8 protein-coding genes are annotated in these 11,943 nt (G+C 68.9%); 1 reads left to right on the top strand and 7 read right to left on the bottom strand.

Translation table 11 applies throughout. The features are described 5' to 3' along the window. The first annotated feature begins 173 nt into the window (after window positions 1-173). The gene (locus A5780_RS19205; protein WP_064909149.1) at window positions 174-2,558 is read left to right on the top strand and encodes an ATP-dependent DNA ligase; all 2,385 of its coding nucleotides are present in this window, start codon (window positions 174-176) and stop codon (window positions 2,556-2,558) included. A 134-nt stretch (window positions 2,559-2,692) separates the two neighbouring features. Here A5780_RS19205 and A5780_RS19200 read toward each other — a convergent pair whose 3' ends face one another. The 7 genes from A5780_RS19200 to A5780_RS19170 form a co-directional block, all read right to left on the bottom strand. Beyond that, window positions 2,693-3,361: an ammonium transporter gene (locus A5780_RS19200; protein WP_227463040.1), complete on the bottom strand. Its 669-nt coding sequence runs from the start codon at window positions 3,359-3,361 to the stop codon at window positions 2,693-2,695. Window positions 3,362-3,586: 225 nt separating this feature from the next. Continuing rightward, the gene (locus A5780_RS19195) at window positions 3,587-4,324 is read right to left on the bottom strand and encodes an energy-coupling factor transporter transmembrane protein EcfT (RefSeq protein ID WP_030513304.1); all 738 of its coding nucleotides are present in this window, start codon (window positions 4,322-4,324) and stop codon (window positions 3,587-3,589) included. Beyond that, window positions 4,321-6,615, bottom strand: coding sequence for an ATP-binding cassette domain-containing protein (locus A5780_RS19190; RefSeq protein WP_082976565.1), 2,295 nt, complete (start codon window positions 6,613-6,615; stop codon window positions 4,321-4,323). The genes A5780_RS19195 and A5780_RS19190 overlap by 4 nt, the downstream gene beginning before the upstream one ends. A 79-nt stretch (window positions 6,616-6,694) precedes the next feature. Next, window positions 6,695-8,173 (bottom strand): NAD(P)/FAD-dependent oxidoreductase, encoded by a 1,479-nt coding sequence (locus A5780_RS19185; protein WP_064909148.1) that lies wholly within the window; start codon window positions 8,171-8,173, stop codon window positions 6,695-6,697. A gap of 81 nt (window positions 8,174-8,254) precedes the next feature. Beyond that, on the bottom strand, window positions 8,255-9,034 hold the full coding sequence (locus A5780_RS19180; protein ID WP_064909147.1) for a metallophosphoesterase: 780 nt from the start codon (window positions 9,032-9,034) through the stop codon (window positions 8,255-8,257). Between the two features lie 217 nt (window positions 9,035-9,251). Continuing rightward, on the bottom strand, window positions 9,252-10,028 hold the full coding sequence (locus A5780_RS19175; protein ID WP_231983013.1) for an RluA family pseudouridine synthase: 777 nt from the start codon (window positions 10,026-10,028) through the stop codon (window positions 9,252-9,254). 71 nt (window positions 10,029-10,099) lie between these two features. After that, on the bottom strand, window positions 10,100-11,899 hold the full coding sequence (locus A5780_RS19170) for an acyl-CoA dehydrogenase (RefSeq protein ID WP_063017615.1): 1,800 nt from the start codon (window positions 11,897-11,899) through the stop codon (window positions 10,100-10,102). Window positions 11,900-11,943: the final 44 nt, after the last annotated feature.

Raw genomic sequence — 11,943 nt, 5'->3', positions numbered from 1 at the left:
CGCCGCGCCCCCGCAGACTCCGCCCGCAACCCCGCCGCAGGCGCCGCAGCCGCCGGAGGGCTGAGCACGAGGCGGGATGCCCGGCACCAGCGGGCTCACTCGCCGATCGACGACGGGCACCGGCCGGAGGTTCACTCCTCCGGCGGGGCCCGTTTTCGCTTTACACTGCGACTATGGCGGCGCGCCGCGAGTTCGGGGGCATCGAGGTCGGTCTGACCAACCTCGACAAGGTGCTGTATCCGGCGACGGGTACCACCAAGGGTGAGGTGATCGACTACTACACCGCCATCGCACCGGCTCTGCTGCCGCATATCGCCGACCGTCCGGTGACGCGTAAGCGCTGGCCCAACGGGGTGAGCGAATCCTCGTTCTTCGAAAAGAATCTGGCCTCGCACGCGCCGAAATGGATTCAGCGCCGGCCGATGGATCATTCCGATCGCCGGGTGAACTATCCGGTCATCGACTCGGTGGCCGGGCTGGCGTGGCTCGGACAGCAGGCGTCGCTGGAAATCCATGTGCCGCAATGGCGTTTCGTCGACGGATCGCGCGGTCCGGCCACCCGCATCGTCTTCGATCTCGATCCCGGGCCGGGGGTGGACCTGGCCGATTGCGCGACGGTGGCGTTGTGGATTCGCGATACCGTCCGCGACGCCGGTCTCGATGCCTATCCGGTGACCAGCGGCAGCAAGGGTATTCACATCTATGTGCCGCTGGACCGGGTACTGAGTCCCGGCGGCGCCTCGACGGTCGCGAAACAGCTGGCGACCGGGCTGGAGAAGCTGCATCCGGCGCTGGTAACGGCGGCGATGGCGAAGGCCGTGCGGCCGGGCAAGATCTTCCTGGACTGGAGCCAGAACAACCCCGCGAAGACGACCATCGCGCCGTATTCGCTGCGCGGGCGCGAGCAGCCGACGGTCGCGGCGCCGCGCAGCTGGGACGAGATCGCCGACCGAAAGCGCCTGCGGCAGTTGCACTTCGACGAGGTACTCGAACGCTGGCGTTCCGACGGGGATCTGCTGGCGGGTTTGGATCCGCCCCTGGGCGCCGGCGCGGCGGATCCGCTGCAGACCTACCGGTCCATGCGCGACCCCGACCGCACGCCGGAACCGGTTCCGCCCGGGCCGCCCGATCCCGGTGCGGGTGATCGCTTCGTGGTGCAGGAGCATCACGCTCGGCGACTGCACTGGGATGTGCGACTCGAACGCGACGGTGTGCTGGTGTCGTGGGCGGTGCCGAAGGGGCCGCCGACCTCGCCGTCACAGAACCGGCTGGCCGTGCACACCGAGGACCATCCGCTGGAATACCTCCATTTCCACGGCACCATCCCGCGCGGTGAATACGGTGCCGGGCAGATGACGATCTGGGACACCGGCACCTACGACACCGAGAAGTGGCGTGCGGACGAGGTGATCGTCCAGTTTCACGGCGAGCGTCTCGACGGCCGCTACGCCTTCATCCGCACCGACGGCAAGCAGTGGTTGATGCACCTGATGAAATCGCAGGTCGCCGAGCCGGAAGAGGAGGCGGAGCAAGGGGATTCGGCCGACGGTCACCGAGGCGACCCGCAAGAGGTTGCCGGACGTAGCGGCGGCTCCGGCGCGGCCGAAAACGGCGTCGCCGAACACGATGTCGCAGCGCGCACCTCGAGCCGGACCGAGACGCGGTCGGGCGGAGCCGAGTTCCCGCGCGGACTGTCGCCGATGCTGGCGACCTCCGGGGAAGTGGCGAAACTCGGCGCCCGGGACTGGGTCTTCGAGACCAAATGGGACGGGTTCCGGGTCATCACGGAAATCGACGACGGCAACGTGGTGATCCGCAGCCGGGCGGGCAATATCGTCACCGACCGCTATCCGCGCATCGCCGAGCTGGGGCGGCAACTGCGGGGGCATCGGATCGTGCTCGACGGGGAGGCGGTCGTCTTCGATGCCGAGGGTTCGTCGAATCTGGCCCTGTTGCAGGCGGATCCGGCCCATGCGGAACTGGTTGCCTTCGACGTGCTGTATCTGGACGGCACCTCGCTGCTGCGCAAGCGCTACGCGGATCGGCGGCAGGTGCTGGAGGCGCTGGCCGAGGGCGTGCCCTCGCTGCTCGTCCCGCCGCGCCTGGAGGGTTCCGGTGCGGACGCCCTGGAATACAGCCGTGAGCATCGGCTCGAGGGAGTCGTCGCCAAACGCAAGGATTCGGTTTATCTGCCCGGCAAGCGCGGCCAGTCGTGGATCAAGACGCGCAACTGGCGCACCCAGGAGGTGATCATCGGTGGCTGGCGTCGCAGTGCCGCACGAGAATTCGCCTCCCTGCTGGTCGGCGTCCGCTACGACGGCGAGCTGTATTACATCGGCCGGGTGGGTACCGGCTTCAGCGACCGCGAGATGTCGGGGCTGACCGCGCGCCTGCGGCCCCTCCGCCGCAAGACCAGTCCCTTCGCCAACGAGCTGACCGCCGACGAACGCAAGGATGCCGTCTGGGCGACGCCGAAAATTCCCGGCACGGTGCGGTATATGAACTGGACCGAGTCCGGGCGGCTGTGGCATCCGGCGTGGGTGCCGGACGAGAAGTAGTTCCGTCACAACCGGTTTCGGCCTCCCGAACGGGCCGGCTACTCGCGCGGGCGACCCGTTCTCGTGCCGCGGCCCGACGGCCCGGCGCCACGAGGTGTGGGCGCCGGACCCTTCGGGATGTTCGGTTGGGCGAGTCAGTTCGTGGTGGCGGTGTACCACTTCGTGGTGCCCGCCGGAGCACTCAGCGTGCTGATGAGATCGATGGCGGCCACGACCAGCGTGGGTCCGCCGACCACCAGCGAGCCGATGATCGCGCCCGCGGTGGCACCCGTGATGAATCCCGGAATCGCCCCGATACCGCCTGCCGCGGCGCCGACGACCAAGCCGATCACTCCGCCGATGGCGGTACCGATGAAGCTGCCGATCGCGGTTCCGAGCCCGAATTGGGTTGCGAACGCGTTCATCGCGCTCTGATTCTCCAGCGGCGAGGCCACCGGGGTCACCGGCGCGGGCCGCGCCGCCGCGGCGTCCTTCACTACGGTCAATTCCAGGACCCGGGCGTCGTCGCGCACCTGGTGGGGCAGGGGGTATTCCACACCGTCCTGCCGCAAGGACAGCGGCAGTGTGACGAGCGCGCGGCCGTCGGCGTCGGTGACGTCGACGGTGCGTCCGTCGGCGTCGACGCGGAAAAAGCCGCCGTCGAGAGTGGTTTCGACGGTATTGCCCGTCAGATGGGTTTCGTAGCGCACCGTGGGTGCGCCGGTATCGGCATGGACGGTACCTGCCCCGAGGGCGACGGCCACTACTGCCGGAAGGGCAAGAGCGGCGAACTTGCGCAGAAACATTCCGGTTCCAATCTCCATCAGGAAGAAATTCGGTAGCCGAAAACGACGCGCGCTGAGAACCCAATACCCCCGACGTATCTCAACCCCTGCGCGTGGAGCCGCGGTCCGGCTAACTCACTGAGGTAACCGTACCTTCACTCGGTCGCAAAGTGGGGCGAATTCAATCGCCTGACTTCGTGTTTCGCAAAGCGGAATAAGTTTGCCCGTTTCGACATGAGATCGCTGAAGATTTGCTTCGGCGAGTTACAGAAACACGCCGATCGCCGCCGCGCCGCCGCACACCACCACCGACAGGACGAGAGCGAGGTAGTCGGCCCGGCGGGGTCCGGCCGGATGCGCGGTCAATTCACCTGTCCCGCCGCGTGCCGTGATGGCCTCGCCCAACTCCCCGGCGCGACGGGTGGCGACGGCCATGGCCGCGGTGAGAATGTCCACGAGCGGATTCGCGGCTCCGCGCGCCATCGACCCGTCCTTCGGACGCAGCCGGCGGGCGGCGCGCAACACCCGGATCTCGTCCATCAGCAGTGGCAGTCCGCGCAGGGTCAGCGCCACGACGACCGCCCATTCGTCCACCGGAATCCGCAGAACTCGCAGCGGCGCACCGAGTTTGGCCAGGGCGGGAGCGATCTCGCTCATCGGGGTCGTCCAGGCGATCAGGAACGAGGTGGTCAGCAACACCAGCCCGAACAGCGTGACCTGGACATACCGCAGTACGGCGGCACCACCGGTCGGGATGGTGATCAGCCCGCCGAGCACGATCAGTGCCCAGAACCACCACGGCAGCCGCGGCAGCGTGCCCAGCGGCAGCCGGGCGATCAGGCCGATCGCGATCAGGAAGGCGACCACCACGCCCAGGACCGGCCACGCGGGCTGCAACATCAGCAGCACACTGATGAAGAAGGCGACGATCATCTTGGTCCCGGCCCACAGCCGATGGATCGGGCTGTCGACTGGAACTTCGCGCAGCAGCACCATACTCATCGCGCACCTCCGAGGGCGTCGCCGTGCCGGCCGCGGCTGCGGCGCTGTGTGCCCCGGGCTCGATCGGTCTCGGGCCGGCCGCCGTCCGTCGCGCCGTTCGTCCCGGGCTGCATCGGTTCGGACCGCGGGCCCGCGATCCCCGTTTCCCCGCGCCCGTCGCCGTCGGCCGGCGGGCCGAGTACGGGTTCGGCCGGACCCGGGGGCGCCACCGCCGGGGCGCCGGCGGCATCGGCCGAGCTCTCGGCGGCGGCCGCGACGGCCGGCAGGCTTTCCAGGATGAGACCGGATTGCAGGTGGACCGTCCGGTCGCAGACACTCTCCATATCGGCCACATCGTGCGAGATGACGATCAGCGTCAGTCCCGAATCCCGCAGCCGGGCGAGCAGTTCCACCACCTCCGCGCGGCCCTCCGGATCGAGTCCGGCCAGGGGTTCGTCGAGCACCACGACCTGCGGGCGACTGGCGACGATCGCGGCGAGAACCACTCGCTTGGCCTGACCACCCGACAATTCCTCGATCGAGCGGGAGGCCATCGCCCGGTCCAGCCCGACCGCGTCGAGCGCGCGGCCCACCGCCCCAGAACCAGTGCCGTGCCCGCCCCAATCCTCGATCTCGGCGCCGACGGTCTGGCGCTGCAGTTGCAGCCGGGAGTGCTGGAAGGCCAGCTCGACCGCGCCGATGCGCTTGTGCACCGGCCGCGACCCCGTGTAGTCGCACAGCCGGCAACTGCCGGTGGTCGGCACGACGAGTCCCGCCATGATCCAGGCCAGGGTGGATTTTCCCGACCCGTTGCCGCCGACCACGAGCAGTGTCTCCCCGCGATGGACGGTCAGATTCACCCCGCGCAGCGCGGTCGCCGCCCACGGGGTGCCGCGGTTGTAGGTGTGGCGCACATCCCGCAGCTCCAGCAGCGGTTCGCCGATCGGGGAGCGTCGCAGATTGCGCACCGGGCGCGGCCAGGCCGGCAGATGGTCGACCTGGCGACCTCCGGAGAGATGGATGACCCGCTCGGCCGCCGCCGCGTCGGCCTCGTGGTGGGTGACCAGGACGACGGCCATCCGGTGCCGGGCGGGCAATCCGGCGAGCAGCGCGACCAGTTCGCGCCGGCCGTCCGGATCGATCATCGAAGTCGCCTCGTCGGCCACGAGCAGTGCGGGATTCCGAGCCAGGGCGGCCGCCACCGCCAGGCGCTGTTGCTGGCCGCCGGACAGGGTCGCGGTCTCCGCGCCACCGAGCCCGCTCAGCCCGACCTCGCACAGCAACGCCTCCACGTCGACCGCCCGCGCGGCCTCGGCGGGCAGCCCCCACACCACGTCGTCGGCAACCAGTACCCCCAGCGTCTGACTCTCGGGCCGCTGCAGCACCAGCGCGGTGCCGCCGATCACGCCGAGCCCCGCCGAACCGGGACGTTCGACCGTGCCGCCGGTGGGCGGAAGGCCGGCCAGCAGCCGGGTCAGCGTCGACTTGCCGGATCCGTTGTGGCCGACGACGGCGACGAATTCGCCGATCTCGACGGACAGGTCGATATCGCTCAGCGCATCGGCGCGCGCACCCGGATAGCGGAAGGACACGCCGCGCAACCGGACCGGCACCGGTGCGACCGCGCGGGTATCGGCCGGCGCGTCCAGTCGATCCCGCCCCGGCAGCCACTCCAGCCGATCCAGGACCGAGCCGAGGACGAACCAGGAGAAGACGGCGGTCATGACCACGCCCAGGAATACACCGCCGCCGATATAGAGCCACCACCAGCTCAGCACGCTGTCGGTGACCGAGACGACACCGTTGCCCAGCGATTCCAGCTGTGGCTGCCGGGAGAGCATGTGATCGATGCCCTGGGCGATATTGCGCACGTTGTCGAAGACCAGCCGCCGCGAGGCGGCGAACAGGTAGAGCATGCCGACCGAGAAGGCCGCCCAGATCAATCCGGCCAGTGACGACAGGAACAGGACGGTGATCAGTCCGCGTCGCCGCCGTTTGACGATTCCGATGATGCCGCCGATGGTCGCCGCGCTGACCACGGTGGCCGCGGGCACCAGGCCGGCGGCGACGAAGCTCACCAGGGTCGCGGCCACGGTCGCGCCCAGGATGGCGCGCAGCCGGTAGCGCTGCGCCAGCAGGCCCATCGGCACCGCGGCGACCAGATTGAGGGCCGCCGCGTAGGGCACCACCGAGCCGATGGTCACCAGCCCGACGGTCACCCCACCGAGGACCGCCGCGGTGGCGAGTTCGACGGGGCGCAGCGGGCCGTGAGCGATTCGCGGCTCGGCGCCGGCGGAAGGAGGCGCGGTCACGGCTCAAGTCTGCCAGCACCGGCGGACTGCGGGACGGCCCTCGCCGGGGCGGAGGTCGTACGCGGACCGCGTCGGCTGGTCATGACGTATGGACCGGTTCCGGTGCGCGCAGGACGTAGTCGTCCGGATTCAGAGACCGGGTGCGCAAGCGGTACGCGGTGACGGTGCCGGGCCAGTTGTTGGTGATCCGCCCGGCGGCATTGCGGTACCAGCTCGAGCACGCGGTCCACGGCGTGCGCAGCAACCGGCGCTGGGTCTGCGCATCGAAGGCCGACGCGGTCTCGGACTTCACCTCGAGACAGGATCCCGGATGTTCGCTCAGATGTGCCACGGCCTGCCGGATGTAGCGGGCCTGGCATTCGATCATGTAGATGATCGAGCCGGTGCCCAGATTGGTGTTGGGTCCGTACATCAGGAACAGATTCGGGAATCCCGGCACCGTCATCCCGAGATAGGCGCGGGCCCCCTCGGCCCACATCTTCTCCAGTTCCGCGCCGTCGCGACCGAATATCCGGATCGGCCAGAGGAATTCGCTGCCCTTGAAGCCGGTGCCGTAGACGATCACGTCGGCCGGGTGCACGGTTCCGTCCGCGGTGCGCACGCCCTCGGGCACCACCTCGGCGATGGGCTCGGTCACGACGTCCACATTCGGCCGCATCAGCGCCGGGTAGTACTCGTTGGAGAACAGCACCCGTTTGCACAACACCGGATAGTCGGGGGTCAGCTTCGCGCGCAATCGCGGATCGGGCACATCGTGGCGAAGCGCGCGGGTACCCAGCCAGGTCGCGATGCGCCGGATCGGCGGGATCGCGGTCAAGCCCAGGGAGAAGAACTCCAGAAAGCACCACACCCACAGGCGCTGGGCCAGCCGCAGGCCGGGCACGTGTGCGAACAGGGCGTGATGGATCGGCCGGTACTCGCGGTCGGTGCGCCGCACCACCCAGGCAGCGGTCCGCTGGAACAGCGTCAGACGGGCCACCTCGGGTGCGATGGCGGGTACGAATTGGATTGCGCTGGCGCCGGTTCCGATCACCGCGACCCGCTTGCCGGCGAGGTCGACATCGTGGTTCCACTGCGCGGAATGGAACGACGGCCCGGCGAACGTCTCGATGCCCGCGATATCGGGCATGCGCGGGCGCGACAGCTGCCCGACCGCGCTGATCAGCACGTCGGCGGATCGGATGTCGCCGTCGGCGGTGCGAACCGTCCAGCGCCCGGCGTGTTCGTCGAAGCTCGCCTCGGTGACCTCGGCGCCGAATCGGATCCGCTCGAGCAACCGATGTTTCGTCGCCACCGCATGCAGGTAGCCCAGGATCTCGGCCTGACCGGAGTAGCGATGCGGCCAATCCGGCTTCGGTTCGTAGGAGAACGAGTACAGCGGTGAGGGCACGTCGCAGGCCGCGCCCGGATAGGTGTTCTCCCGCCACACCCCGCCCAGGTCGCTCGCCCGCTCCAGAATCGTGAGGTCGTCGAAACCGTTGCGCTGCAGCTCGATTGCCGCGCCGAGTCCCCCGAACCCGGCTCCGACGATGATGACCGACGGCTTGGTAGCGGGCATGCGCGCGCTCCTCGAATCGAGAACAGTATCTCCACTGTAGGCGCGTGCCGCCGCCTCCGAACCCCGTTCCGGAAACCCTGCTCAGCGCGGTTGTACGCGGATCCGGCCGCCCATCGGCACGGTGCGGACGATCGAGGTCAGCCGCCGGTCCGCGACGGCGTGCAGCACCACGGACGGGTCGGGCGCGTAGTCGATCGGAACGTCGCCGGGCTCCTCGACCTCCCATGCCCCGCCGATGGCCGAGGCCACACTGGGCGCCACCACCAGTGGCCGCCCACCGAACAGCGTGGTGCCCATGGCATGCATATGTCCGGTGAGCACGCCGAGAATCCGCGCATCACCGGCGACGGTGCGCTCCAGCCGTTCCGGATCGGCGAGCCGGATGGGATCGATCACCGTCGAGTACATCGGTACCGGCGGGTGGTGCATCGCCACCAGCACGGAGGCGTCCGCGGGCGTGGTGGCCAGCAACCGGTCCAGCCACGCGTAGGTTCGCTCGCCCAGCTCCCCGCCGCCCGAGCCGGGAATCGTGGAATCGAGCAGTGCCACGGTGAGCCCGCCGATATCGACGGCCTGATTGATCGGTCCCTCCTCGGCGGCGCCGTCGAGGAGCGTCCGCCGCAGATTGGCCCGGTCGTCGTGGTTGCCGGGGAGGACGTACAGCGGAATGTCGGTGGTCAGCGCTTTGCGCGCCTGTTCGTACTGGGCGAGGGTCCCGGATTCGGTGAGGTCGCCGGTCACGAGGATGGCGTCGGGCCGGCGCGGTAATCGGTCGAGGTAGCCGAGAACGGCGGCGACTCGTTCGGCGTTGCGCGAATCCAGGTCGAAGTGGGTATCGCTGAGCTGTGCCAACAGAATCATGGCGTCCGCTTTCTCGTGGGATCGCACCGTTGCGCCCGTCGCCGGGAACGACCTGTGCGAGCCCGTGTGGAATCGGCCCCCGGGTGTGATCGCTTCGGCCGCATGTGTGCCGATACGGCACTTGTCCAGAGTAGAAGGTCCTCAGCGCGCCGTCTGCGTGACGGATGCCACCTTTTATAGCAGAAGGCTATGGGGAAATGCCGGAAACGGCGGGCCGCTATTCCGCAGCGATCCGCTCGAGCAGGGCGGCCGGATCGTCGATGATCGGGCTCGATCCCGTCGAGAAGAAATCCGCACCCGGTACGGCGGTCAATGCGAGTTCGGAATCCGCACGCCAAGGCGCCTCCACCCGCAACGACAGCGAGTGCAGATGGGTGCGCGCGTACTCACCCGATTTGTCGAACAGTGGATCGCCCGCGATCGGATAGCCGATCCAGGCCAGGTGAACCCGGATCTGATGCCGCCGCCCGGTGATCGGCCGGGCCAGCAATACCGTGTGCCGATCGGTCCGCGCCACGGTGGTGAACTCGGTCCGGGACGGATAGTTCTTACCGGCCAGCAGATCGCTCTCGGCGACCGTCCACATCTGCCCCTCCCGCCGGATGGTGTCGCGCGGTGCCGCGATCCGCACCCGGTTCTTGCGCCCGACGCTCAACGGCAGGTCGATCACGCCGGTGTCGGGCAGATCGGTGGCGGCGGTGACGACCAGATACCGCTTGTCGGCCGTGCGCTTGGTGAACTGCCTGGTCAATCCGCCGTGTGCGGCCAGATCCTTGGCGAACAGCACCAGGCCCGAGGTGACCTTGTCGATGCGGTGCACCGGGTAGAGGGTGATTCCCTCGGCCGCGGCCAGCTCGACCAGATCGATGTCGTGGCGTTCCCCGGTCACGGCGATCCCGGCGGGCTTGTTCAGCGCGATGATCGCCTCGTCCTCGTCGACGAGGAACTGCCGCGCCAGCTGCTGCCAGCCCATCTCCACCGGGTGCGTCTCCACCGGGCCAGATTAGTCCGCGGCGCGATGGCCGAATATCGCCAGGAGGGGTGGGCGTCGCCCGGCTCGGTGTGTTAGAGCCAGGCGTCGTCGAGGTCGGTCGTGGTGCGATCCATCGCGTCGAGCAGATCGAAAAGCGGTGCGGTACGGGGCAATTCCCAGTGGAAGAAGTACCGTGCCGCGACCCGCTTACCGCGGTGGAAGTCCTCGGATCCGCGCGCGGCGGCCACCGCCTGCTCCAGCCAGATCCAGGCCAGCACCACATGTCCGAACGCCTCCAGGTACGCGGACGAATTCGCCAGTGCCGCTTCCGGATCGGCGTCGCGCCATACCGTGGCGGTGGTGGTCGCGATGCGTCCGGCGGCCGCGGCCAGCGCATCGGCGAAGTCGCCGAGTTCCGCGTCGCCGGTCGCGCGAGCCCGGTCGACCGTTTCGCCCATGGTGTCGAGCAGCAGGGTCAGTGCCGCGCCGCCGTCCGCGACCACCGCCCGGCCGAGCAGGTCCAGGCTCTGAATGCCGTGTGTCCCTTCGTGAATCGGATTGAGGCGGTTGTCGCGGTAATGCTGTTCGACGTCGTAGTCGCGGGTGTATCCGGCGCCGCCGTGCACCTGGATGGCGAGGTCGTTGGCGGCCAGGCACCACTGGCTCGGCCAGCTCTTGGCGATCGGGGTCAGGACGCGCAGCAGCAGGGCGACGCGCTGCGCCTCGTCGGCGTCCACGGCGCTGCGCTGGCGGTCGATCAGGGTGCCGCAGTACAACTGCAGGCCCAGCGCGCCTTCGGCATAGGCCTTCTGCGCCAGCAGCATTCGGCGAACGTCGGGATGCTGCGCGATCGGGACCTGCGCGCTCGCACCGCCCTTCGCCGTCACCGGGCGGCCCTGCGGCCGATTGCGGGCATAGTCGAGGGCCTTGAGGAAGCCGGTGTACCCCAACGCGGTAGCGGCCAGGCCGACGCCCAGGCGTGCCTCGTTCATCATGTGGAACATGTAGGTCAGTCCGCGATTCGGCTCACCCACCAGATAGCCGACCGCACCCGGTGCGCCGCCGGGTGTGAACGCCCCGTCGCCGAAGACCGGCGCCGTGTTCACCGTGCCGCGCCAGCCCATCTTGTGGTTGATCCCGGCCAGCACCACATCGTTGCGCTCGCCGAGCGAACCGTCCTCGGCGGGCAGGTATTTCGGCACGATGAACAGCGAGATGCCGCGGGTTCCGGCATCCGATCCGGGAATGCGCGCCAGGACCAGATGCACGATGTTCTCCGACAGGTCGTGGTCACCGCCGGAGATCCACATCTTGCGGCCGAACAGCCGGTACGTGCCGTCGTCCTGCGGGACGGCCTTGGTGGTGATGTCGGCCAGCGAGGAACCCGCCTGGGGTTCCGACAGCGCCATCGTGCCGAAGTAGCGCCCGGTGAGCATCGGCCGCACGAAGCGGTCGAGCTGTTCCGAATCCGCGTGCGCGGCGAGCAGGTTGGCGTTGCCGATGGTCAGCAGCGCGTAGCTGGCGGTCGCCACATTGGCGGCGTAGAACCACGCCATGCACGCGGTGAAGACCGTATGCGGCAATTGCATACCGCCCACGCGCTCGTCCATCGCGGCGCCGACGAATCCCGCCTCCGCGAAGGCCGACAGCGCCGTCGCCACCTCCGGAATGATGTGCACCTTCTCGCCGTCGAAGGTCGGCTCGTGCAGATCGCCCTGGCGGTTGTGCGGGGCGAAGTACTTCTCGGCCAGCTCCCGGCTCAGCGCGAGCACCTGATCGAAGGTCTCGCGGCTGTGTTCCCGATAGCGCTCGCGCTCGGTCAGCCCGGTCACGTCGAGCCACTCGTAGAGCAGGAAATCGAGGTCGCGAGCGGACATGATGAGCGAATCCATATCCCAAGCCTGCTGGGCGACGCCCGCGCGCGCAAGGTGCGCGG

Source organism: Nocardia sp. 852002-20019_SCH5090214, from assembly GCF_001665865.1.
GTDB classification, from domain to species: Bacteria; Actinomycetota; Actinomycetes; order Mycobacteriales; family Mycobacteriaceae; genus Nocardia; species Nocardia nova.
Note: the sequence above shows the minus strand (reverse complement) of the source record. Positions and strands in the feature narration are given on the sequence as shown.

Bases quoted from the DNA above. Each gene is read 5' to 3' on its own strand.
- A5780_RS19170 (WP_063017615.1), bottom strand. From the start codon at position 11,899: ATGGATTCGCTCATCATGTCCGCTCGCGACCTCGATTTCCTGCTCTAC.
- A5780_RS19200 (WP_227463040.1), bottom strand. From the start codon at position 3,361: ATGGAGATTGGAACCGGAATGTTTCTGCGCAAGTTCGCCGCTCTTGCC.
- A5780_RS19205 (WP_064909149.1), top strand. From the start codon at position 174: ATGGCGGCGCGCCGCGAGTTCGGGGGCATCGAGGTCGGTCTGACCAAC.
- A5780_RS19195 (WP_030513304.1), bottom strand. From the start codon at position 4,324: ATGAGTATGGTGCTGCTGCGCGAAGTTCCAGTCGACAGCCCGATCCAT.
- A5780_RS19185 (WP_064909148.1), bottom strand. From the start codon at position 8,173: ATGCCCGCTACCAAGCCGTCGGTCATCATCGTCGGAGCCGGGTTCGGG.
- A5780_RS19180 (WP_064909147.1), bottom strand. From the start codon at position 9,034: ATGATTCTGTTGGCACAGCTCAGCGATACCCACTTCGACCTGGATTCG.